Annotated in this window: 17 protein-coding genes; 3 read left to right on the top strand and 14 right to left on the bottom strand. The window is 48.3% G+C overall.

Features of this window, described 5'->3' with window-relative positions; translation table 11 throughout:
- Positions 1 to 21: 21 nt before the first annotated feature.
- The 7 genes from BM155_RS01370 to dcd all read right to left on the bottom strand — a co-directional run bounded on the left by BM155_RS01370 (position 22) and on the right by dcd (position 10,853).
- A complete protein-coding gene (locus tag BM155_RS01370; protein ID WP_074900662.1) occupies positions 22 to 3,312 on the bottom strand; it encodes a type I restriction endonuclease subunit R in 3,291 nt (1,096 codons plus the stop codon).
- A gap of 43 nt (positions 3,313 to 3,355) precedes the next feature.
- Entirely contained in the window at positions 3,356 to 5,269 is a 1,914-nt protein-coding gene (locus BM155_RS01365) for an ATP-dependent nuclease (RefSeq protein WP_074900659.1), read from the bottom strand.
- A gap of 10 nt (positions 5,270 to 5,279) precedes the next feature.
- A complete protein-coding gene (locus tag BM155_RS01360) occupies positions 5,280 to 6,473 on the bottom strand; it encodes a restriction endonuclease subunit S (RefSeq protein ID WP_074900655.1) in 1,194 nt (397 codons plus the stop codon).
- Positions 6,463 to 8,103 carry a type I restriction-modification system subunit M gene (locus BM155_RS01355; protein ID WP_074900651.1) on the bottom strand — a complete coding sequence of 547 codons (1,641 nt, stop codon included), beginning with the start codon at positions 8,101 to 8,103 and terminating at the stop codon, positions 6,463 to 6,465. Before BM155_RS01355 ends, BM155_RS01360 begins: the two co-directional genes overlap by 11 nt.
- A gap of 32 nt (positions 8,104 to 8,135) precedes the next feature.
- Complete coding sequence (locus BM155_RS01350; protein ID WP_175487730.1) at positions 8,136 to 8,633, bottom strand: restriction endonuclease subunit S; 498 nt, start codon at positions 8,631 to 8,633, stop codon at positions 8,136 to 8,138.
- Positions 8,634 to 9,036: 403 nt separating this feature from the next.
- The gene (locus BM155_RS01345; protein WP_074900647.1) at positions 9,037 to 10,245 is read right to left on the bottom strand and encodes a BaiN/RdsA family NAD(P)/FAD-dependent oxidoreductase; all 1,209 of its coding nucleotides are present in this window, start codon (positions 10,243 to 10,245) and stop codon (positions 9,037 to 9,039) included.
- Between the two features lie 38 nt (positions 10,246 to 10,283).
- Positions 10,284 to 10,853, bottom strand: coding sequence for a dCTP deaminase (gene dcd / locus BM155_RS01340; protein ID WP_067152309.1), 570 nt, complete (start codon positions 10,851 to 10,853; stop codon positions 10,284 to 10,286).
- A gap of 193 nt (positions 10,854 to 11,046) precedes the next feature.
- Here dcd and imuA point away from each other — a divergent pair, with 193 nt between their 5' ends.
- From imuA to BM155_RS01325, 3 genes are all read left to right on the top strand, one after another.
- Positions 11,047 to 11,754 carry a translesion DNA synthesis-associated protein ImuA gene (imuA, locus tag BM155_RS01335; RefSeq protein ID WP_067152307.1) on the top strand — a complete coding sequence of 236 codons (708 nt, stop codon included), beginning with the start codon at positions 11,047 to 11,049 and terminating at the stop codon, positions 11,752 to 11,754.
- 22 nt (positions 11,755 to 11,776) lie between these two features.
- Complete coding sequence (locus tag BM155_RS01330) at positions 11,777 to 13,282, top strand: Y-family DNA polymerase (RefSeq protein WP_074900644.1); 1,506 nt, start codon at positions 11,777 to 11,779, stop codon at positions 13,280 to 13,282.
- Positions 13,283 to 13,344: 62 nt separating this feature from the next.
- Positions 13,345 to 16,437 carry an error-prone DNA polymerase gene (locus BM155_RS01325; protein ID WP_074900641.1) on the top strand — a complete coding sequence of 1,031 codons (3,093 nt, stop codon included), beginning with the start codon at positions 13,345 to 13,347 and terminating at the stop codon, positions 16,435 to 16,437.
- A gap of 351 nt (positions 16,438 to 16,788) precedes the next feature.
- Here the strand turns inward: BM155_RS01325 and BM155_RS16925 are convergent, their stop codons facing one another.
- The 7 genes from BM155_RS16925 to BM155_RS01290 form a co-directional block, all read right to left on the bottom strand.
- Positions 16,789 to 18,399: a DUF8728 domain-containing protein gene (locus tag BM155_RS16925; RefSeq protein WP_139223110.1), complete on the bottom strand. Its 1,611-nt coding sequence runs from the start codon at positions 18,397 to 18,399 to the stop codon at positions 16,789 to 16,791.
- A gap of 188 nt (positions 18,400 to 18,587) precedes the next feature.
- A complete protein-coding gene (locus BM155_RS01315; protein WP_074900636.1) occupies positions 18,588 to 19,208 on the bottom strand; it encodes an HAD-IB family hydrolase in 621 nt (206 codons plus the stop codon).
- Positions 19,205 to 19,960 (bottom strand): SDR family oxidoreductase, encoded by a 756-nt coding sequence (locus BM155_RS01310; RefSeq protein WP_067152301.1) that lies wholly within the window; start codon positions 19,958 to 19,960, stop codon positions 19,205 to 19,207. Before BM155_RS01310 ends, BM155_RS01315 begins: the two co-directional genes overlap by 4 nt.
- On the bottom strand, positions 19,957 to 21,258 hold the full coding sequence (locus tag BM155_RS01305) for an FAD-binding oxidoreductase (protein ID WP_074900635.1): 1,302 nt from the start codon (positions 21,256 to 21,258) through the stop codon (positions 19,957 to 19,959). Before BM155_RS01305 ends, BM155_RS01310 begins: the two co-directional genes overlap by 4 nt.
- A complete protein-coding gene (locus BM155_RS01300; RefSeq protein WP_217641398.1) occupies positions 21,255 to 22,214 on the bottom strand; it encodes a lysylphosphatidylglycerol synthase transmembrane domain-containing protein in 960 nt (319 codons plus the stop codon). Before BM155_RS01300 ends, BM155_RS01305 begins: the two co-directional genes overlap by 4 nt.
- Complete coding sequence (locus BM155_RS01295) at positions 22,211 to 23,152, bottom strand: decaprenyl-phosphate phosphoribosyltransferase (protein WP_217641396.1); 942 nt, start codon at positions 23,150 to 23,152, stop codon at positions 22,211 to 22,213. The genes BM155_RS01300 and BM155_RS01295 overlap by 4 nt, the downstream gene beginning before the upstream one ends.
- A gap of 128 nt (positions 23,153 to 23,280) precedes the next feature.
- Positions 23,281 to 25,158, bottom strand: a complete 1,878-nt coding sequence (locus BM155_RS01290; RefSeq protein ID WP_074900632.1) for a tetratricopeptide repeat protein — start codon at positions 25,156 to 25,158, stop codon at positions 23,281 to 23,283.
- Between the last annotated feature and the right edge of the window lie 74 nt (positions 25,159 to 25,232).

The following is a 25,232-nucleotide window of genomic DNA, read 5'->3' as shown; positions in this document are numbered from 1 at the left end:
TATCAGGTTTGATGGGGACGCTCATCCGCTTTGTAGTCCGCTCAGACCCACACGGGTGATCTGCACAATCATCTCAACCATTTTTTTGGCCTGATCCATACCGCCGCCCACGGCTTTACACTCCCGAAACATCTGCGGCAGCAGTTTTTTGCGGATATCGGCTTCGATATTCTGCGGGTTGATGGAGTGTTCCGCCACCGAGGTTTCTACCGCCTCGTCAATCTCAAAGGCGAGCCTGGCCCATTTGTCTTGCACTTGCTGATCCTGCACTGCCAGTGCCTCGGGCAACACTTTTTTGAACACACCAAAGTAAGCCTGGGCATGGCGGTTGCCGGCAAAGACATCGGGGATATCATCTAAACGCCTTTCCTGTACCTGCTCTTCAAACTCACGGAATAACATGTACTGTTTCAGCGGGTGGTCGAAGAGTTTTTCCGCCTCCTCAATAGCCTGTCGCAGCAACCTGGAGAAGGCTTCCTGCGCGTAAGGATCGTCCCGCAGTTCCTGTTCAATCATGCGGGTAACACGGGTTTTGATAATGTCGGTTTCGTTGCGGGTTTTATCCTTGCTCCAGTCTTCCGGTTTCTGTTGCTGACCCATTTTGCCGACTTCATACACGCCGCTGGGCTCTTTGACCTCAACGCCCACCACATGCTTATCCAGCAGTTTTTTCACCTGCTCGGCGTATGCGTCGTAGTCGATTTTTTCACCGGCATCCTGCTGCACCAGCTGGCGCAGACTGGAGAACTGTTTCACCGTTTCCTTGTAGTGGCGGCGATCCTGCTCGCTGAAACTCTTATCCTCAAAGAAAGTGGCCGACTGCAGCGCCACTTTCAGGCAGCTGGCAAAGGCCGTTAAAGCTTCGTAGAAGTCTTCACGCACTTTCAGGTGCACATCCACCAATTCTCCATCCCGCTCCTCAATTTTCGGCACCAGCACCTGACGCAACTGCTCGATATCGTTTTTGTTCTTTACGCCATCGAATATAGCCCACAACTGTTTATAGAGCTGTGGCAGCCGCTTGTACTCGGTGCACATCTGACGGTAGAGGCCGGCAATATCATTGATGTCATAACCGCCCTGGGTGCGGGAGGCCAGATCCTGATATTTGGCAATAGTCGTATCCAGCTCGGCCAGAATGCCGCGATAGTCGATCAGCAGGCCAAATTGCTTCTTGGGATGCAGACGGTTTACCCGGGCAATGGCCTGAATCAGGTTGTGCTCTTTTAAGGGTTTGTCGATATACAGCACCGCATTTTTCGGCTCGTCAAAACCGGTGAGCAGCTTATCCACCACAATCAGCAGCTTCAGGTTATCGTCCTTGTCGAAACGTTCAATCATCTGTTTGGTGTAAGTCTGCTCATCCTGACTGCCGATATTATCTTTCCACCACTGAGTGACTTCCGGTGCAGTAGATTCATCCACCGCCGTATTGCCTTCCCGGCTGTCCGGCGGGCTCATTACCACGGCCGATTCAAACAGGCCGGCTTCATCCAGATACTTTTTGTACTTGATGGCCGACAGCTTGCTGTCACAGGCCAGTTGACCTTTTAAGCCTTCGTCGATGTTTTTAACAAAATGGTTGGCAATATCCAGCGCAATCAAACGAATGCGGTCGTCTACGCTATACACCTGGCCTTTTTTGGCAAACTTGCGTTTCAGGTCGGCTTTCTGCTCCTCTGAAAGCCCTTCGGTAATACGTTCAAACCAGCTGTCGATGGCGCGTTCATTGACGTCCAGATCCGGAATACGCTCCTCGTACAACAGTGGTGTGACCGTTTTATCCTCAACCGCGCGCTGCATGGTATAAGCGTGCACTATGGGGCCAAACTTATTGGTAGTTTTATCGTCTTTTAACAGTGGAGTGCCGGTGAAAGCGACAAAAGCCGCATTGGGCAGTGCCTGCTTCATGCGGATATGGTTTTCCCCCCCCTGACTGCGGTGGCCTTCGTCAATCAACACGATCATATCGGCGCTGGTATTCACACACTCCGGCAGTTTGGTGGCGGTATTAAATTTCTGGATCAGTGAGAAAATAATCCGCTCAGTGCCCTTGCCAATCTGCTCGGCCAGACGTTTACCGGACGTGGCCATGGCCGCCTGTTTATCCTTTTTACCCGCCAGTTCACCGGCCGAGGCAAAGGTTTTACTGAGCTGGTTTTCCAGATCGACGCGATCCGTCACCACCACAATGCGGCACTGCTTAAGGCTGTCGTGCAGAATCAGCGCCTTACTTAAAAACACCATGGTAAAAGACTTGCCCGAGCCCGTGGTATGCCAGATAACACCGCCCTCTCGCCCGCCGGCAGGATTGCGGCTATTAATGCGCTCAATCACCCGTTTAATGCCAAACACCTGCTGATAACGGGCCACGATCTTGCCGGCCTTTTTATCGAACAGGGTAAAGTAGCGGGTCATTTCCAGTAGCCGCGCCGGGGACAGCAGGCTGATCAGCAGCTGGTCCTGCCCGGTAACCGCCAACGCGCCCGCCGTGATGAGTTTTTGATACCAATCCAGGTCTTTTGCAGGGCGATGGCCAAACAAGCCCGCAAGCTGTTGATCGGTGAGTTTTTTGTTTTTGATGGCGTACATCTCGGCGTCCGGGATATCCTCTTCCCGCCAAGCGGCCCAAAACTTAGCCGGGGTACCACAGGTGCCATAGCGACCTTCGTTGCCATTAACAGACAACAGCAACTGGCTGTAAGCAAACAGCATCGGAATTTCATCATGACGCTGGTTACGCAGACTTTGGGAAATGCCTTCGTCAATGGTGGGCCCCTTTTTCGCATTGCCATCCGGGCGCTTGGCCTCAATCACCACCAGTGGAATACCGTTAACAAAACACACAATGTCGGGCCTGCGGCTTTCTATACCGTCTGTGCGGGTAACGGTAAACTCTTCGGTAAACACAAAGCTGTTATTGGCCGGGTTCTGCCAGTCAATCAGAGCGATTGTGGCATTCACTTTTTTACCATCCACAAACTCCGCGACCGAGATGCCGTACAGAAGATGGTTGTAAATCTTCTCGTTCGCCGTCAGCAATCCCTCATTCAGCGGTGGACTGCACACTTCAGCAATCAGCTTATCGATGGACTTTTCAGACAGCGGGTAGCTTTTGCCGGCATAGGTAAAGGTGCGTTTGGAAAGCTCCCTGTGCAGCACCTGGCGTAAAACCACCTCATTGGTTTTACCGCCGCGCTCAGCCAAAGCCTGGCCCGGTGAGAGGAATGACCACCCTAAATTGGTTAATAACGCCAGCGCCGGCAGCTTGGCGCTGTATTCTTCCTGGAATTTGGGTGTGTATTGTGTCATTCGTTATCTCTCTTCAATCTATGGTGCCCGAGGTGCGTTATTATTATCTCACCTGATTCGATGGCAATACTTCCAGCTGTTCCATCAAACGATGAAACGAAGGGTACAAGTCATTAAGATCCTGTATAAAGTCAAAGTATTTATTTAATAACTTTGCTGATATTTCATCTGGAGCATTTGAACTTCGTAACATTAGAGAAATACCGATTCGTCCCTCCAAGTCTGTGACGAACTTTTGAATTAAGGGTTTTGACATAACTCTCTCGGGTTTGAAATCACCCATCTCTCGCCACGATCTAACAACGTCCGTGAACTGAAGATCTTGGAACTCCGGTCGATTGTTTTTCTGTCCGTTGAATCTAACTTCGATATCACGAATAAGAGGAGATTCAATACTTTGAGTATCAGCATCCAATTCTTCTATTAAAGCATCTACGTGTTCTGAAAGATCATTCACGTCAGTGTCTGGTACAAGAGAATGCAAATATCGTTTAAGGATTCTAAGGTCTGAAAATAACACCGACTCTATGCAGTAACCAGCATGGCTATAAGGTGTGCAACCTTTTCTTCTTATCTTATCTTTTAGATCATTATCAATAGCAACTGTTGAAAAGTCTCGATCAAAAACAATATGCCATGATTTGCCATTCAGAATAGAGCTTAGTGTTCTTTTATTGTATTCAACCTTTTGTAAAATATTGTCTTTTCCTCTCAGAGGAAAGAAAACTACTTTAGTTAAACAACCAATTGGGTTGGTAATTTGCTTGATCTTTGTATTAAGTTTTTTTAAATATTCCTCGTCATCTTCACCTTCAACAAACACTATCAGGCTTGCATTGTTTAATCGCTCAAGGGATATGATTACCCCACCCAAGGAGTTCTTTATGATATCGAAGCTATCTGGATTGATTGCCTCTAACCGGCCGCTCGATTTTGCATCATCATTTAAGAAGAATACTTCTCCATCACCAGCACTGGTCACAAATTGATCGTTGTGGCTTATAATAAAAAATTGATTGTGATCAATTTTTTTTAAATGGCTTAGAAGATTTTTTTGTAGCTTTGTATGGATATGCGAATCCGGCTCATCTACAAGTAGCAACTTTAGAGGGGCTTCAATAAACTCAACAGTAGATAGAATTTCTACAATTTGCAGAAATCCACTCCCTTGAAGATGAAGATCGTAAGGTTTTGACTCATCGATAGACACCCTCAAATTAATAAACTCATCTTTATTTTTTCTAGTCTCAGCCGGTAGAGTAAACTTGACATTTTTTTCAAGTATCTCAGAGATGCTCTCTTCTAACTCTGAGATTGACTTTCTTTTGGAAATTATTTTATTCCTGAGTACTTCGTGTGATGACCCTTTTTGAATTTTTCTCTTAATCTGAGCCTCATTGTAGTAAGGCTCATATTGATGGACGCCCGCGACAGGTCTCGTTTGGTAAATAAAAACAGCTTCATCCAAAAACTTCCCATCCTCACAAAATGCTTCGGCAAATGCCGTGAATTGTCCCTCATCTATGGGCTGAACACGAAAAAAGGCATTTTCAATTGAGGTAGGACACGTTATTTTAAAGCCAAGGCTCCAGCAACTTTCAACCTCAACGTTATTACCCTCGATATTTTTTAGCGTAAGAGTAACTTCCGAGCACTTTGCAAGTCCTGGATCTTTTGGATCGTGGAACAGATCTTCGTCACTTGTAATTCGCAAGAAATCAAGATCTTGATAGTTAACATATCTATTGGTTGTTTTTTTAACCTTATAGAACCCTTTTCTTGAGGAGAGAATATAAGTTTTATAGCATTTCTCCCATAAATGGATTGCCTCAAAAATTGAAGATTTTCCAGCGCTATTTTCTCCAATAATAATATTAAAATCAGCATTTGTATTGATTGTAATATCTTTAAAAGACTTGAAATTCTTTAAAGATATTTGGCTAACTCTTAGCTTCATTTATATTTCCTTATACCAAAACCCGTCGCTTACCCGTTAACAACTGCTGCATCAGGGCTTTTTTCTCCTGCTTTAGCTGATCGAGTTGTTTTTGAATTATTTCGATTTCTTTATCGGCCGCAGAAAGTACGGCGGCTATTTTTTGTTGTTCTTCCAACGCTGGACAAACGATCTTCACCTTAAAGAACGCTTTTGGATTAAGACGCTTAGAGCCAGTACCAGACATTTTGTTTTCGAGTGAAGTAAAAAAGTGCTCTTGAGTCATGAAGTGGAAGAACCACGAAGAATCACATTTTCCGGTGAAGTCAAAAGCAGGTAAATCCTGAGATGTCTCAAAACCATCCAATGACTCAGGTATGATTCCAAACGCACCTTTATGAATATTCTGCTTTCCATATATAAATTGACCAGAACGTCGAACAAAGTGCGCTGTTGAATCGACAGCCTCAGTTCCTCTAACCGCCCTAGCTTCAACCCCCCTTAGATTCAGCTTTACTGTCAACCGTCTGGAGGGGTTATTACTGGTTGAAGGAATTCGACTTTCGCATAAAAATTCTCCAATTTCTAAGTAAAGCCACTCCCCACTAAACCGAACCCCATTTTTATCCCGCAGGCGTTTTTTGCCGGTCAGCAGTTGCTGCATCAGGGCTTTTTTCTGCTGCAGGCTGTTGGCAAGCAGTTGTTCGGTAGTGGTGATCGCCTTATCCCAGGTGGATAGGATTTGGGCGATTTTCTTTTGTTCGGGGAGTGGGGGGAGATTAATTGGGTAGTCTCGGATTGAATGGGTATCCAGACGCCCAGTCCCGTGGCCTGCGGTACTCACAAGCCGGAGAATTTTTGGCTTTTCCGCTACCAACAAAAAAGATAAAAATAATCCATCTACATTTTTGTAAGGAACTAAAGCCTTCAAATCCTGATTAAAAGCTACTTCTCTTGTTGCGTAGCCAACAGGAAAATCTTTTAGAAGAGTCATTCCTCTTACTAGTATTAATGTTGATCCCTTTGGTGCTTTTTTGGCTGTTTGAAAGCCAGCCTCGGTTAAGGTGTCGATGCTTGATTCTAAGTAATGTGTCTTGAGATCTTTCCCTGAAATCCACGGTTCGGTCCCCCCCCAATATTCTGGACATTTTTTACTAGGTGTTCCGCCAGAAAAAAATTTCGCGATATCGCCAACTTGTGATGGAGTCCACCCTTCAGGCACCATAACCCAACTCCTCCAGATACTTAGCCATCTCGGTTTCCAGCTCAGCCAATTGCGCTTTGAGTTTTTCCCGCTCGGCGCGCACCGCTACCAGGTCGATTTCTTCCTCTTCCTCGAAGGTATCCACATAGCGGGGGATATTCAGGTTGTAGTCGTTTTCCCTGATCTCATCGAGGCTGGCAAGGTAGGCGTATTTGTCCACCACAACGCCCTGCTGTTGCTGTTCGAATTGCTCGGCAAAGCAGACCGGCGAGCTTAATTCAACGGCCGGGGCTTTGGGGGCGCGCACGCGCCGGTAGGTGGCGACCATTTTGCCGATATTGTCGCGGCTTAGCAGGTTCTGGTTTTTGCCGGCTTTAAATTCGCGGGAGGCGTCAATAAAGAGTACGTCCTGCGTGGTTTTTTCCTTTTTAAAGATCAGAATGGCGGCAGGAATGCCGGTGCCGTAGAAAAGTTTTTCCGGCAGACCAATGACGGCATCGAGCAGGTTTTCTTCAATCAGCTGTTTGCGGATTTTGCCCTCGGAAGAGCCCCGGAACAGCACGCCGTGGGGTACGACGACGCCCATGCGGCCGGTTTTGGGTTTGAGGGTTTCAATCATATGCAGAATAAAGGCGTAGTCGCCTTTGGTTTTGGGGGGTATGCCGCGGCGGAAGCGGCCGAAGGGGTCGTTTTCGGCTTCGTCATGCCCCCATTTGTCCAATGAGAATGGAGGGTTGGCGGTGACGATATCGAACAGCATCAGGTTGCCGTTTTTATCCAGCAGCTTGGGGTTGCGGATGGTATCGCCCCATTCGATTTTGTGGTTGTCCTCGCCGTGCAGGAACATGTTCATTTTGGCCAGTGACCAGGTGGAACCGATGGCTTCCTGCCCGTAGAGGGCGTATTGCTTGCTGCCGTGGTTGGCCACCACTTTGCGGCCACATTTCATCAGCAGGGAGCCGGAGCCACAGGCGGGGTCGCAGATGCTGTCGCCCGGTTGCGGGTCGAGCAGTTCGGCCATCAGGTCGGACACTTCCGGCGGCGTGTAATACTCACCGGCTTTCTGGCCGCTGTTGGCGGCAAACTTGCCGATCAGGTATTCGTAGGCGTTGCCGATCACATCCAGGGTGCCGACACGGCTGGGTTTGAGGTTCAGTTCCGGCTTGGCGAAATCCTCCAGCAGGTGGCGCAGGATGGTGTTCTTTTGTTTTTCTTCCCCCAGTTTGTCGGTGTTAAAACTGATGTCCTGGAACACGCTTTTGCCGGCGTCTTTCAGCTTGGTACCGTTGGCTTCCTCAATGGCGTGCAGCGCCTGGTCGATGCGCTCGCCGTTGCCGGGTTCATGGCGGCGCTCATACAGAGCGTAAAAGTTGGCCTTGAAGCTGTCGGTGATCTTCCCGCTGTCGTCTTTGATTTCCACCAAAGGGACGACAAAGCGCTCGTTTTTCATCATCTCTTCGATCAGCTCCGGCTCATCGCCGTATTCTTTTTGGTAGGCGTCGTAATGGTCCTGCCATACGTCTGAGATGTATTTCAGAAACAGCATGGTAAGGATAAAGTCTTTGTAGGTGTCGGCGCTGATGGTGCCGCGGAAGGTGTCGCAGGCGGACCACAGAGCCTTGTTGATGCTGTCTTGGCTGATCTTTGACATGTATTGATATTCCTTGGGGAAATGCATTGATGTTACTTCAAAATATTCTTGGCTATGGCGTCTACCTCTAGACGGCGCAGCTCAATCAGCTTCTCCAGAGCTTTCTTTTCCTTAAGCACTCTGTCCGCGAGCTCCACAATTATCTTTTGCTTATCTATCGGCGGAATAGCGATCGGTGCCTGTCCTAGAACAGCCTTGCGAATGCTGACATGCACCGACCCTTCCGCGGCCTGCTGAAAGTACTTTTGCAATGGAGCTTGATTGAGTTGCCATGCGAGGAATTCGGGCAGCACATCTTCCCGGCCTTTGAGGTCGATGATGAAAAAATGCGGAGAACAAACAACAGGAAGGTCAGTGTCAGGCACTAAGGAAGCGAAGTTTCGCGATCCTCTCGCCGAGAAAATGATATTTCCCTTTTTTAGCCAGTCAGGCTGTTTTCGGCCAGATACATCGGCGCAGACCAAGGTCTGCCAGTTGATCTGCGCATCCCCATCTACGTCGCGAAGCTGGATCACATAGCCATTCCCCACACTCGACTCCGCTATTGCGCCCCGGAAAGGGTGCCCGGCCTTAATCTCGGCAATTTGCTGTAACGCCACTCTCACATTTTTTGCACCATTCTTATGATGCAAAAATGGTGCTTAACAGCCTGTGCGAAGTCAACAGTTTTTTCGAAAATCAGTGCGATATCAGAATGATGCAATTAGGAGTGAGGCAGAGGTTCTCATAGGAGGGACGCCATACGCTGCGGAAACCTGCATGACTCAGGTGAACGTTTCATTGATGCCGACGATAAAGGGGATGGGTCAAGCTAGTTGAGCGCATCAAGACTCATTGCGGGGCCAGCAAGGGTAACCTGGTCATATTGCAGGGACTAACTCTTTTGGCCACCTGCCTTTGGGTAATATGCAAAATCTATTGGCAGTGGACAGCCTATACAGCCTCTCCCGCAGCATGCCCCGAAGCCCAGGCCCACTGGAAATTGTATCCCCCCAGCCAGCCGGTCACATCCAGTACCTCGCCGATAAAATAAAGCCCCGACTGCGTCTTGCACTCCATGGTGCGCGAAGAGATTCCATCAGTATCCACACCACCCAGAGTCACCTCGGCGGTGCGGTAGCCTTCGGTACCGGCGGGCACTAATTTCCAATATTGCAGCTTGAGGGCAATTTCGGCCAGCGCCTTCTCCCCATACTGTTTTAACGGTCGGCTATCGATCCCTTGGCGCTGTAAAAAGTGCTGCACCAGTTTTTTGCTCCAGAGCTCCGCCAGTACGCGGTGCAGGTAACTGTCCGGATTTTGTCTGCGCTTTTCGCTAATCCACTCTCCCAGATTCCGCCCCGGCACCAGGTCGAACTCCACGCTCATCCCCTCACGCCAGTAACTGGAAATCTGCAGTACTGCTGGACCACTCAGGCCGCGGTGTGTAAACAGCATTTGCTCCGGGAAGCTGCCCTCACCGCAGCTGGCAATTACCGGCAGAGCGCTACCGGGCAGTGCTTGCTGCTGCTCCAACTGATGCCGGTGCAGGGTAAAGGGCACCAGAGCCGGTCTGGTGGGAACGATCTTCAAACCAAACTGGCGCGCCACGTCGTAACCGAATCCAGTGGCGCCCATGGTCGGAATCGACAGGCCGCCGGTGGCGATTACCAGGGATTCACAGGCCACTTTCCCTAAGCCGGTATTGACGAGAAACCCAGTCCCCAGCGGTTCTATGGATTGAATACCGCAGCGAGTGCGAATCTGCGCTTTCGCCGCGCGGCACTCCGCCAACAGCATATCGACAATATCCTTGGATTTGTTGTCGCAGAACAGCTGGCCGAGCGTCTTTTCGTGGTACGGAATAGAATGTTTTTCTACCAGCGCAATAAAATCCCACTGGGTGTAGCGGGCCAGGGCCGATTTGCAGAAGTGCGGATTCTGGCTGTAGTAGTTTTCCGGCGAGGTATAAAGGTTGGTGAAATTGCAGCGGCCGCCGCCGGACATGAGAATTTTCTTGCCGACCCTGTTCGCATGATCCAGCACCAGCACACGCCGACCGCGCTTGCCCGCAGTCGCCGCGCACATCAGCCCCGCCGCGCCGGCGCCGACAATCAAAACGTCGACACTCTCGGGCAGCTGGCGCAAAGCGCTTTTACTCATAAGGAAAGTGATCTGCAGCCGCGGCTGCGGCCACAGAATCAGGCCCGCGGCAGAGTGACGCCGCGCTGGCCCTGATATTTGCCACCGCGATCCGCGTAGGACACATCGCAGACTTCGTCGGACTCGAAGAACAGCATCTGCGCCACACCCTCATTGGCATAGATTTTTGCCGGCAGATTTGTGGTATTGGAGAACTCCAAGGTCACATGCCCCTCCCACTCCGGCTCCAGCGGTGTCACATTGACGATAATGCCACAGCGAGCGTAGGTGGATTTACCCAGGCAGATAGTCAGCACCGAGCGCGGAATACGGAAATACTCAACAGTGCGCGCCAAGGCGAAGGAATTGGGTGGAATAATGCAGTAATCTCCCTCGACATCGACAAAACTGTTCTCGTCAAAAGTCTTGGGGTCCACAGTGGCGGAGTGCACATTGGTGAAGATTTTAAACTCACCGGCACAGCGCACATCGTAGCCGTAACTGGAGGTACCGTAAGAGATCAGCCGCTCGCCACTGGCGCTTTGGCGCACCTGCCCCGGCTCAAACGGCTCGATCATACCGTGCTGCTCGGCCATGCGGCGAATCCACTTGTCGGACTTGATACTCACTTCCCCCCCCATTCATCTTGTTTGCCGGTCGATAAGGAGGCCGAATCATAGCCCTTTTACGCTGTACAAAAAAGTGCCACTCAGGCCTTAACCCTCTTGTTGCCCTGGATAAACTACTGTATAAAAAAACAGTTAACACTGTACACATATACAGATCCCGCTCCCGAGGGGCATCCAGCGAGGGCCGCAGACAGTGAGCAACGCCGAAAACCTTTTGCAAAACAAACAGTTAGCAAATCACACCAAACAGCAGCGGCTGCGCCAGCTGCTCGCGAGACCGGATATCTGGCGGGCCGCCAATGAACGCGGACACCGGCGCAACGGCATTGACAGTGGTTACGCCAGCCTGAACGCCCTGCTCTCCGGCCACGGCTGGCCCCGCGGCGCCACCACCGAGCTACTGATAGACCGGTCCGGCATCGGCGAGATTTCCCTGCTACTACCAGCAGTGGCGGAAATAACCCGGCAGGGGCAAATCGCAATACTGGTCAACCCACCCTTTATTCCCTACGCCCCCGCTCTGGCCAACGCCGGTATACAACTGGAAAAACTGCTGTTACTGCACCCCCGGGGGTGGAAAGAAGCGCTCTGGGCGATGGAGCAGGCCCTGCAATCGGGCTGTTGCGGCGCCCTGGTCAGCTGGCAGGGACACAGACCAACATCAGACAAAGACCTCCGCCGGCTGCAAGTCGCCGCCCGTGAAGGCGACTGTCTGCACTTCCACTTCCGTCCCCTATCCGCGGCAGCCAGCCCCTCCCCTGCCGGCCTGCGCCTGCAGCTGGGCGGCGACGGTGAGCAATTGACCGTACAGCTACGAAAACAGCTGGGCGGCCAAGCTGGCCAAAAACTACACCTGGCCCGCAGCGCCGATCTAATCCGTCGCGACCGTCCATTGCACTAAAGCCCAAACAACGGAAACAACCATGCTCTGGCTCTGTATCCAATTCCCCAAGCTTTCCCTAGAAGTGCTCACCCGCGCCCAGCACGACAGCGCCCAACCCCAGGCTGTGGTGGAACAACAGTTGATCGTGGAAGCCAACCGCCCCGCCACCGAACGGGGTGTGGAAACCGGCCTCAGCCTGGCCACTGCCTGCGCTCTCTGCGCAGACCTGCAACTACTGCAACGGGATATGCAGCGTGAGGAACGGCAACTTCGACAACTGGCCCAGTGGGGCTACAGCTTCACCCCCATCGTTTCCACCCAGCCCGCCGGCACCGTGAGCGCCGAAGGCGACCGCTTCGCCTGCCTCTACCTGGAAATCTCCGGCTGTCTCAAAGCCAACGGGGGCCTAAGGCCCCTGCTACAGCAGCTCAGGCGGGAGCTTCGCCAAATGCGCATCAGCCCCCTGATGGGATTGGGACACAGCCCCAGTGCCGCGCGCATGCTCAGCCAGTTGCCGGAGCACCGCCACTGGCTGCAGCAAACCCAAACGCCGCCCAGTCCCCAGCAATGGCGCCAGTGGATCAGTTTTTCCCCCAGCAAACTGCTCGACTGCGACAACAAAACCATTGCCAAACTCTACGCCTGCGGCATCAAGCGCATCAGCCAGCTCCTGGCTATCCCCCTGTCGGAAGTGGGCAACCGCTTCGGGCGCGGCTTCGTTGATTATCTGGCGCGCCTTAACGGAAGCCGCCACGACCCTATGCCCTGCTATCAGCCACCAGCGGAATTTCACGGCGAACTCTTTTTCCCCAGCCCACTGGATAACAGCGAACAACTGTTGTTTCCCGCCGGGCGGCTGGTGCGCGAACTCTGCCAGCAGCTGCAGCGGCGCCAGCTCTACAGCCACCAACTGCGCTGGAAACTGGATTTCGGCCGACAAGGCTGTAAAGTTTTCAGTGTCGCAGTTTCCCGCCCCATGCTGGACCCACAACGTCTGATTGCACTGACCAAGCTGCAACTGGAGCGAATCCGGCTGGAGCAACCCACCCAGGCCCTGAGTCTCACCTGTGACCGGCTGCTGCCCCTGGAAGAAAACACACTCGACAGCGACCTCTTCGACGGGGAAAACCAGACACAGCGCAGCCACCAGCTACTGGACAAGCTGGTGGCCCGCCTCGGTCATGAAGCCCTGTCCGGGATCACACTTAAGGAAAGCTATCTACCGGAACAGGCCTGGGCCAGCGCCGACACCCTGGTGCTGCAAAGCCACCACAGTAGCAAGGGACACCGCCTGCAGCCCATTCAGGCCCCCCGTCCTGTCTGGCTGCTTCCCAGGCCCGACAAACTGCAAATGCGCGGACACAAACTTTTCTATCGCGGCGAAATCAAGCTGCTGCAAGGCCCGGAGCGCATTGATGGCTACTGGTGGCAACACAATCGCCACAGCCGCGATTACTACATAGCCCAAGGTGAGGATGGAGGGCTCTACTGGGTGTATCAGGATTTGGGCTCGGAGGATTGGTATCTGCACGGGATCTATTCCTGATCCCGTATCGGGAGGGGAGTGCGCCCCCGCGAGGTAACCTGACAATACACGAGTGACGCCCCATGCAGTACGCCGAGCTCTTTTGCCAAAGTAATTTCTCCTTCCTGCAGGGTGCCTCCCACCCACAGGAATTGATCCAAACCGCACATCAACTGGGCTACAAGGCCCTGGCCATCACCGACGAGTGCTCCCTGTCCGGAATCGTCCGCGCTTATAAAGCACTGGAAAAACTGAAAGCGGAGGGAGGCGATCTCAAACTGATCTGTGGCAGCTTCTTCCGCCTGCAGGAAGGCGGGCAGCTGACTCTCCTGGCCCCCGACAAAACCGCCTACAGTGAACTCTGCCAGTTGATATCCACTTCTCGCCTGCGCGCAGAAAAAGGCCGCTATCAAACCCACCTCAAAGACCTTCTGGCAATATGCAAAAACACCATCGCCATCTGGCTGCCACAGAGATCGACACAGGAAATTCCCCCAGCACTGAAACAACACTTCGGCAAACGCCTCTACATCGCCATCAGCAACCACCTGCTGCCGCAACAAAACCAGCGTTGCACGGAATTAGTTGCCTTCGCCAAACGGGAAGACCTGCCCCTGGTCGCCACCAATGCCGTACTGATGCATTGCCGCAGCCGCAAGCCCCTGCAGGACGTGCTCAATGCCAACTACCATAACTGCACCCTGGAGCAACTGGGCTACCGCATTGAGCAAAACGCCGAGCGCTATCTGCGCAGCCTGGAAGAAATTAAAGCGCTCTATCCCGCCCAGGCCATAAAAAATACCCTGGCCATTGCTGAGTGCTGCCATTTCAGCCTCGACGAACTGCGCTACCAATACCCCTCCGAAGTGCTGCCCACCGGCAAACAGGCCGGCACCTACCTGCGTGAACTGGTAGAAACCGGCAGAAAAGCGCGCTGGCCCCAGGGCCCCGAACCACATATCGATGCACAGATCGAAAAAGAACTGGCCCTGATCGCCGAGCTGCAATACGAACACTACTTCCTGACCATCCACGACATCGTCCGGTACGCCCGCAGCCAACACATCCTCTACCAGGGGCGCGGCTCCGCCGCCAACTCAGTAGTCTGCTATTGCCTGTTTATCACTGAAATAGACCCGCACAAAATATCCCTGCTCTTCGAGCGCTTTATTTCCCGCGAGCGCAACGAACCGCCGGATATCGATGTGGACTTCGAGCACGAAAGGCGCGAAGAGATCATCCAATACATCTACCGCAAATACGGCCGCCACCGCGCCGGTCTGGCCGCGACAAAAATCACCTATCGCTTTAAAAGCGCCCTGCGCGATATCGGCAAAGCCCTGGGGCTCAGCGCCGCCACCATTGAACAGCTGATCGCAGAGCGCGCCTGGTGGGACAAGCTCGAAGACTTTCCCCAACAAATGCAGAAAGCCGGCATAGATCCCCATAGCACCGCGGGCAGAACCCTGCCCCCGCTACTGCAACAACTTCTCGGCTTCCCCCGCCACCTGTCCCAGCATGTGGGCGGATTCGTCATTACCGAGCAACCCCTGCACACCCTGGTGCCCGTGGAAAATGCAGCCATGGAAGACCGCACCATCGTGCAATGGGACAAGGAAGATATAGAAGACTTAAAACTGATGAAGGTGGACATTCTCGCCCTGGGCATGCTCACCGCTCTGCGCAAATCCCTGGACTACATCGCCCTCTACGGCCCCCGCCTGCGCCTGCAGGACATTCCGCCCAAAGACAAAGCCACTTACGATATGATCTGCCGTGCCGATACCGTCGGCGTATTCCAGATAGAATCCCGCGCGCAAATGAGTATGCTGCCCAGACTGCGGCCAAGCAATTTTTACGAGCTCACAATAGAGGTCGCCATAGTCCGGCCCGGTCCTATCCAGGGCGGCATGGTGCACCCCTACCTAAAGCGCAAACAGGGGCTGGAGCCCGTCACCTACCCTCACGAAAAACTGCGCCCGGTTCTCGAACGCACCCTCGGTGTTCCTATTTTCCAGGAACAAGTGATCCAGCTATCCATGATTGCCGCCGGCTTCAGCGGTGGCGAAGCGGATGAACTTCGCCGCGCTATGGCCAGCTGGAGCAGGAATGGCAATCTGAACAAATTCAAAGGTCGTTTGATCCGCGGAATGCTCGCCAACGGCTACAAAGCAACTTTTGCCGAGCAGCTCTTCAATCAGATGAAAGGCTTCGGCGCCTACGGATTTCCCGAATCTCACTCCGCCAGCTTTGCTCTGCTGGCCTACTTCTCCGCCTGGATAAAACGCCATCATCCCGCCGCCTTCTACTGCGGTCTGCTCAACAGCCAGCCTATGGGCTTCTACGCCCCCGCTCAACTGATCTACGACGCCCAGCGCCACAACGTAAAAATTCTGCCCATAGACGTACTCTACAGCCACTGGCACCACAAACTGGAACTCGCCACACCACTGCCGCCCCGACACAAGCGCCAACTCGAACCCCCAAAGCTCCGCCTGGGCATGCGCCTGATCAAAGGGGTCAATGAACAAAGCGCGACAACCATCATTACCGAACGCGCAAAGCGGGCCTTCACCTCCTTGAATGAATTCCGCACACGAACCCAACTGCCCCGGGAACAAGCCGCCGCCCTAGCAAGTGCCAACGTCTTCAACAGCCTGACAGAAAATCGCTACCTGGATACCTGGCAATCACTGCACCTGGAAATAGAAAATACCGATACCACAACACACAACCCCGCCCACTCCGTGGAAGACAACACCTACAGCGACTACGCCAGCACAGGCCTCACCCTGCGCGAACACCCCATCGCCCTGCTCCGCCGCCGGAACCGCTTCCCCCAACACTGCAAAGCACAAGACCTAATCCACCACCGCAACGGCCAACACACCACCGTCATCGGCCTTGTCACCTGCCGCCAGAGACCTGGCAGCGCCTCGGGCGTGATATTCCTGACCCTGGAAGATGAGACCGGCGTGATCAATGTCGTACTTTGGGAGCAAGTACAACAGCGCTACCGGGCGGAAATAAAGCGGGGAAGTATTCTGGAGATCACTGGCAGGCTACAAATCGACAGCAGTCGCTGTACAGACGACAGTCCGGTGATTCACTTGGTTGGGCGGGAAGTTCGGTGTTTGGAGTGGGGGGAGGTTCAGGGGGTGAGGAGTTTTCAGTGATCTAAATACCCTCCCCCAGAAGATCGTCAAGATGACAGGGCTAAGGGCGGCTCCGCCAAAGAATGCAGCTTACTCAAGTTGCTACCGAAGCCTCCGAACACAGGATACATCCAATCCACAATTGGAACCTGACGCTATCATAGCGGGCGCCCCGTTTTTCGGCTTGCTCGGAGGGCTTGCTCGGAGGAATACATCAGTCTGTGAAGCTATTTGGCTGACACAGAATTTTGAACACCCTCTGAGGCTATTTGTCTACCACTGAATTTTGAATAGCCTCTAGCCTTTCCCCCATATTTCACCATGCCATGACAGGCTTAACCCAGAAAGCATGCAAATGAGTTACTCTCTTTTTCACAATGATTCGTTAATCCGATAAATAGTAAAACGATCCTGCCCTTGCGGCTTCATATTTCTCACAGGGGAAAGGAGCCTTTCATAATTTTCAACTCCGGAGTAACGCAGCAACATTAATACATTCAATCCCCAATCGGAAAAATACTCTACGGATTCTACTCTTAAGTACTCTGCAAGTTGACTATCCTTGATAGCCAAATATGCATTCCTATTTACAACGCCATCCAAATTAATCACTCTAATATTACGATTCGCATAATATCCTAGAGCGCCACTCTGCATTGCAGCTATCGTAGAACCATCAGGCAATTCGTTTATTATTTCTTGAGCCACTTCACCATAGCCACGAGCCCCCTCATCTCCAGCATATAAACTGGAATCAGGAGAAGATCTTAACGGCTTCAATAAAGTCAGATTAATCACTATAGCACATAACATCAAAAACAGAGATGCGTATCTAAACCAAGACACATTTTCTTTTCTTGAAAGCCATAAAAAAACAGCATTCCAGCTATAAGCCACACAAACGATCAAACACAAAAACAAAAAATGATAATACCGATCAAAAAACCAAAATGCAGATAAATAGAACGTATAAAACAGAAATAACAAAACACTTACGATAGCTGACATAGAAACTTCATCCAAACGTCGAAATTTAACAATCCTATAGGCAGAAACAGCTATCGCAAACAAAAAAAGCACAACATAGATTCGAACTGGAACGTCTAAAATCATGCTCACTGGTCGATTTAAAGCTAATAAACTTTTATCGACAGAAGAAGATAAAGTAAGGTGTAATTCTTGATGAAACCCAACAATCTGTTTAACAGCCATACCACTTTCAGGAATCACCGACCCAAAAGAAAAAAAGCAGTACAGCCACCATGGAGCAACCACACCCAATGCTGCCAACACTATAAAAACTGTCTTCTTAAAACCAAGAGTAAAAATACTCCAAACCCCAACTAAAAAAACAATAAAACAATTATCTATACGAGACAATAAAGCAAGCCCAGAACAAATTCCCATAATGACCATATGCCACCATGGACTATCCTTGCGGACAACACCAACCAACAACAACAAGCTCAATGCAAAAAAAGAAGATAAAGATGTTTCGAGCCCATTGAAATTATTCTTCAACAAAACTGGCGATGACGTTACAAAAAGCATTGCTAAAGTGGCAACGATATAAGATTGCGTTATTCTCTTTATAAGAAAACCAATCAAACAGGTATTCACAACCCCAAATAAAGCACTTAATGCAATAGCAGCATAAACTGGTCCTGCCCCCTCCTCCAAAATCCAAAAAACGGGGACAAGCATAAAGGCAAATAATGGCTGAAAACCGGAGGTTAGAATTACTCCATCTGTTGAAGGTCCGCGTCCAAGTGCTAAATTCTTGGCAATCGAGAGTGTATAATAAGTATCATCTGGCAAAAAGGTTCTATCCAGATAAACCAAGTCCTGATATCCAATCGCAACATGCACAAGTACTGAAACAAAAAATGCCAGCAGCATCCATACTAAATGGGACTCTTGCACATTTAACGACCATCTTTTTTCAAAAACCAAGCCAGTAAACATTTGTTCTTTATCCGTCACCTAAAAGATTTACACTACATAAGCACACTGGAGCAAACATACCACCCAACAAATTTATTGGACCTTCCTAATGAGTAAAATGCTATAAACTGTATAATTCAGATTGAAAATTACAAACAGTAGCTTATCTCAAATAATAAACAAACATAACCTAATAAGCTCGAAAATTAGTAATTCTTACAGTTTACTCAAACAATACGAACAAACCTCCCCTTCTTCCATATCCATCCATTATTAGAAAACTTAATTAAAGGCATATCACCTTTTGTATCTCCATATGCGTATATCAAGGATGGACAGCGATCACTTAACCACTCCTTTACTCTCCTTAATTTTTCATCACCATAGCAATTTTTTCCTTTCAAATTTCCGCAAGTAACACCATCACTGGAAAAAACGAGGCTCGTACTTAATAAACCTGAAAAACCAAATGATCTAGCCCAGTACCTTAGATAAACATCGAGAGAGGCACTAACTAACACACAATCATGCCCTTGAGACTTATGCCACAAAAGGCGATCAATTCCCTCAGCACGAAGCATTTTCGGAATAACTTCAGAAGAAAATCTTTTTCCAAATTCATTTAACTCTTGCAAAGAATATCCAGAAAGAAAACTTTGCAACACAATCTCTTTAGCTACATCATTGCGTAAAACTCCAGCTATATAAGCAATAAGTACAGGCGACACCTTTGTTAACTTAATATAGAAAGAGGGTCTTCCAATAACAAACTTAAGAAAAGGTAACAATGTGTCACTTTTAGTTAAAGTTCCATCGAAGTCAAAAAATGCGACAGGGGTAGTATTCACAGAGACAACCGCTTAAATAAACCTTCAGGAATACATCGTATTAAAAGCATTATCCAACGCCAAAATCCTGGCAAATAAACACAGCTCTTTCCAGACTCCATAGCATTTACCAGCCCTTTAGAGATTTTCTCTGGTTTTGTCCAGAGAATACTGGATTTATCAAAACCTTCAGTCATAGGAGTATCCACGAATCCAGGCTTTATAGTTACGACGGATACACCATGTTTAGCAAGACGGTTTCGCAGCCCCTGCATGAAAATTGATACCATACCTTTTGCCGCACCATAGACATAATTGCTCTGTCGCCCTCGGTCTCCTGCAACTGAGCTAACTACAGCAATAACGCCTCTTTTTTGACTCTCAAATTTATTGGCTAATTCAGTAAGTAAACTAATCACACTGATGGCATTTACGTCTATTGCGTCGCGAGCCATAGAAAAAGAAGATTCACATCTTTTTTGGTCCGGTAATGTGCCATAACAAACAAGGGCTGCATCGATGCCCCCTAGAGTCTCCTCCGCTACTTTCAGTATCTGAGAGTGGCCTTCTGTATCCATCAAATCGGCCACATACCCTTCAATCCTCTGACTAGTTGAATTACGAATCTTAAGATCAGTTACAATTACTTCAAGCTTACCTTGGTCACGGCCAACACAAAACAAGGATGCTCCTCGGTCAATCAAATCTCTTGCAGCATGTTCTGCAATGGCCGAGGTCGCCCCAAAGATGACAACTTTTTTTAACTCATTCATTGAGTCACCCTACGCCAAAAACTCGACGAAAACTTCGGATCTATAAATTTCATAAAGCTCTCCCACTCGGGAAATCCGCATTGAAACATTTCTCCAGACATTCTTGAATCCTTAGCAGGATATAAGGCCCCGCCCGCCTCCTTTACAACAAAATCAAGTGAATCCAAAAGACGAAGGGTTCTTTCTCCGTGATTAGGAAAATCTAGCGCCAACGTTACTCCAGGTCTGGCAAATGAGAGCATCCCCAGAGAGGCTCTATTACCAAATGTTTTGAGCACCGCCAGAAAAGAACCCTGGCCATTTTTTGAAATAATTTCTAGAAGACTATCTATAGCCGCTTCAGCGCTTTCATGAGGCAAAACACATTGATACTGAAGAAACCCTTTACGACCATATATACGATTCCAATTTTTAATTTTATCTAATGGATAAAAATAAGGTATATAATGAGTCAATTTAGAGTTCGGCCTGTTTGGATTCCGGTAGTAAATTTCATTGAAAACGCGAACACTTAAATTATTGACAAGACTAATAGGGGGCGTGACAGGAATCCGCCATGAATTTTCCTTAAAACAAGGAAAAGCATCTTCCATTGAGGCATGACGAGCAGAAAAAAATATACCACGCCCTCTTTGTTTATTTTGAGCTAAACAGTCAACCCATGCTACAGTATAAGGCCACTCTGCCTCATACTGCTGATTTATTGACCAAAATTCTTTCAAGTTAGGAAAACTCTTCGATTCAACATGCATCCATGGGCTACGAATAGGCGCCAATTGAATTTCAACCCAGGTTACAAGACCCGTAAGCCCTAACCCACCAATAGTTGCGTGAAAATATTCTGAATTTTTACTTGGCGTACATTCTAATCTCTGGCCATCTGATCTCAATAATTCAAAACTTCGAATATGATGACCAAAAGTGCCTACAGAGTGATGATTTTTCCCGTGAACATCATTTGCCAGAGCTCCGCCGATAGTAACATATCGAGTTCCCGGAGTACTTGGCAAAAACCACCCTTTCGGCACTATTATTGAAAGTATTTTTTCTAACGTTACCCCCGATTCACAGCGCAAAATACCAGAATCAGAATCAAAATTGATAAAGCGATCTAAATAACGCGTCATCAATAAACAGCCATCTTGGTTTAAACATACATCTCCATAGCTGCGCCCATTTCCGTAAGCCAGCATAGAGCTTTCAGCGTTAGGTAAGTGAGCAAGTCTATTTGAGATGGCGTGTATTTGAGCCGCACAAAGACGGGGATAACGGTTCCAAGATAATAGTTGCTTGCTCATATCGTGGCTACCTGCTCATTTCTGCTACTATACAATGCAAACAAACCAATAAAAACGGCAAACCACAATGTTGCTAAACGAATAACGATAGTAGCTGCAACAGCATCATGCATGGGCATTCCCTTAAAAACCAACAGAGAAATCATCACGCCTTCAGCGCTCCCCAATCCTCCCGGCAAAAAACTAAAGGCGCCAACTAGCATTGAAATAGAATACACAAAAAATGAAAAATATAAGGGGACATCCACTCCCAACCACGTTAAAATCCAGTGAAACGCTAATGCTTCCGCGCCCCATGCAATAACACTAAGAAAAGTGGCGAAAAGTAGGACTTTAGGGCGATGGCACTCCCGCATGCTTAATAGCATATTTGCCGTGCTTCTCATCACTCTTGCCAACTTGCTTTTCCTACTTTCAGTCCAGCTTTTAATCCCCTGCAATACTTCGCGATTTGCTAAGCAAATTAATATAAAAACACATAAACCCACTCCAACATATACTAGATTTTGAAATTGCGGGTAATATGACAAACCAAGAAATGCAAGAAATATTATTGCAGTAAGGTCCGACACACGCTCACTTATAAAAGCAGCAAAAGTTTTAGAAAATTGAATACCATACCGACTCAACAAAAAACCACGAAATATTTCGCCAGCCTTGCCTGGGGTGGTTGTTAAAGCAAAGCCACTTAGATAGATTCTAAGACTTGCTTTCCAAGGCACTATACACTGCATATTGAGCAAATATTTCTGCCAGCGAACGAATCTAAGACTATAATTCACCAAGGAAAGACATAGAGCAACAAAGACACCCCACAGGCCTATAGAAACGAAGCCCTTCACTACATCTTGCCATCCGCTCCAGAGTGCAAAAAGCAAGTATCCAACAACCGCAATCAAAATTGATAAAATCAAAAAGTGCAGCTGCCTCTCATTAACTTTTTGCCCACCGATCACGCCAAAATCCCAAAGGTAACTCCAGCCCAAGCAAATACGGTTACAAGCATGTGCTTATCCGTTAGTAGGTCTTTAGCTGTATCCTGACCCTTTTTCCTAAAATGGAGTAAAAACAAATAGCGCAATATTCCATAAACAACGAAAGGCAATGTATACACTAAATTTTTAGTGTCATGTAACTCAATAGTTGAAGGAGCAACAGTATAGAGCCCATAACTCAGTATCGTGCAGGCTGCAGTGACCGCAATAAATTGATCCAACATTGCTGGATTATAATCATCCAATACTCGCCGCGTAAGAATACCATTGGTCCCAGCACCCTCCAAAACCAGTAGCTCAGCACGACGTTTAGAGAATCCAAGCAATAATGTCACCATTAACCCACAAAGCAACAACCACTGAGACGGCTCTATATAAAGACCAATAGTTCCGGACAAAATACGCAACATAAATCCAGATGAAATAATAAATACATCAAGAATGACTATATGTTTTAGCCTCCACGAATACAAAATATTAAGAAACAAGTACATTAAAACAAAGATCACAACCCAAAAACTAACAAGGGAAGAAAGAATAAGAGATAGTATAGTTAGCTCTATAAAAAGCCTTTTGGCCTGCGTCAGAGACACCGCACCACTTACGATTGGACGATTTCTTTTAACGGGGTGTTCACGGTCTGCTTCAATATCCACAATATCATTGAGAATATATACCGCACTAGCCATACAGCAAAAAGCAAAAAAAGCCCAAAATGCATGAAGCATGGTAACCAAAGACCACTGATGCGCAAAAAGCGGGCCGATAAAAACAAAGCTATTTTTTATATATTGATGCGGTCTAAGCAGCTTCCATACAGGAAGCATCCCCTTAAAAAAGAGAGGAATGCTTCGGCTCATTCGACTTTGGGCCCCGCCCGATACACTCAACTCTCTCATTTTAAGGAACTCCAGCCAACCTCATAAAATCTTTGACCTTTAGAAACAAGTATAAATGTATTCTCCACCATCCATAGTGATCTACAAAGTAGATCAATTCTGAAAAACAAGAAATTTATTAAATAACGTTAACCCTCCTTCTTCATTGAAGCATCAACAATTTCAGAAGAACATGAAGGATTTTCACTATCTGGCTCACACAATTGTGAAAAAAACTGTCTTCGAATTTCATACAGTTCAGCAACAGAGTCATCTATTATCAACTCTTCCGCTCTACGAAAAGCATTATCTGCTTCCTCCACCAACCCCAATCCATACAGTGATAATGCATGTAACAGATGCGCTGGAGGATAAGAAGGCTGATAAAAAAGCATTACTTCTGCGTCTTTCTTGGCTTGGGCAAATTGCTTCAAGCCAATACGTGACTCAGCTAAAACTCCATACGCAGATCTCACACTCCACATAGATAAGTACCGAGAATCAACCCCAAGGCTGTAATCCCCGGAAGCCAACTCCTCATCAGATAAAACTTCATGAGGCAAAAGCATTCTTGATTCGGATAGATAATTCTCTATAAGATTGATCGCCTCGTTAAAATTGTGCTTGCGAACTTCCAAGTAGCTAACTGCAACTTTTACGTTATTTGGAATTGATCCCATATCAACAATACTATTAACAGTTTCCTGTGCCAAATCAAGCTGCCCTTTACGTACAGCAGCAGAAATCAAACTAAACTGCACATACGGATCGCTTGGATTTTTATCAAATGCCCACTTCCATAAAATTATATTGTTTGACCATAGAGGCACTGTTACTTTTACATTAATCACACACAAACAGAGCAACGAACCAGCGAATAGGATGACAACATTTTTTTTGTCAGCATATTTGGTAATCAAATCACTCAAAATACGGGATATAAGTAACGCATAAAGCAAGAGTGGAACAGCCAGAAAGCGCTCATGACCTATATTCTCACCAATGGTTAGTGGGATAATATTCAGCACCGGCAATAGAGAAATTAGGTATGCCAACACGTAGGCCTTATATCTTTTGTACAATTGGCCTTTAAAAAAAATAAGAATTCCAGCAATAACCCAACCAACAGCCCCTCCCACATATTCAGCAGCTGAAAAAACAACTGGAAATCTGTGCATAGGGTTAATATCACTGAAAGGCCATACGGTCATTTTCAGATAGAAAAGAATTGTATTTCCAATATATGTGAGTTGATCGATAAAACTGTACGCGCTCCGAACATCATCCGTATGGTAAATGGAGCCATTGATGCCAGCACCTCTAACTATCAAATAAACGACTCCGGTAGCAACTAAAGCCGCACATAAGTTTTTATAGCTGTATGCAAACTTGCCCAGCTGCATATAAGAAAATCCATTTGGATTATTTGCTATCCAAAGAGCTAAAATAATGATAGCAGGCAGAGTTGCTACCATTTCCTTCGACAAGGCACCAAGAAAAAAAGCTGCACAGACCACGACCATTCGCCATATTCCACTTAGGGATATCGCCGCATATAGTGCAATCGATGAAAAGAATGCAGCCATTAGATCGAAACGGCCAGCAACCCAAGAGACTGGCTCTACCATCGCGGGGTGCAATCCGTAAAATGCACCACCTAATAGGCTGACAACAACACGGGAACGTTGAGGCAAATTCCTCATCAATGTCCATACACATAAGGCGATAATCAAAGTAGTCGCCAAGTGAAATATCAAATTAATCGTATGTGACAAAGTAGCATCGACATCTACCAAGAGAAACTCAGCCATAAAAGTAAGCAGAGGGAGCGGCCGGAAGTAACTGGTTCCCGGTAAAATAGGCTGACTAATACTATCAATAATATTTTCGGGTGCCCGAAGTGCCGGCGAATCCACAAATAAAGAGATATCATCCCAAACGTATTGCAGCCCAAAAACTGCTGCGAACGAATACAATACGAGAAGCAGCAAAAGAGTATAGGGGATAAATATCTTTACACTTTTCATTTTAGATAATTGCCTGCACAAACTAAAAAGGGCCCAATATAGGGCCCTTTATAACACTATATAAAACTGTCACC

The sequence above is a fragment of the Microbulbifer thermotolerans genome (genome assembly GCF_900112305.1).
GTDB classification, from domain to species: Bacteria; Pseudomonadota; Gammaproteobacteria; order Pseudomonadales; family Cellvibrionaceae; genus Microbulbifer; species Microbulbifer thermotolerans.
The sequence above is the reverse complement of the archived record's forward strand: the minus strand, read 5'-3'. Positions and strand labels throughout refer to the sequence as shown.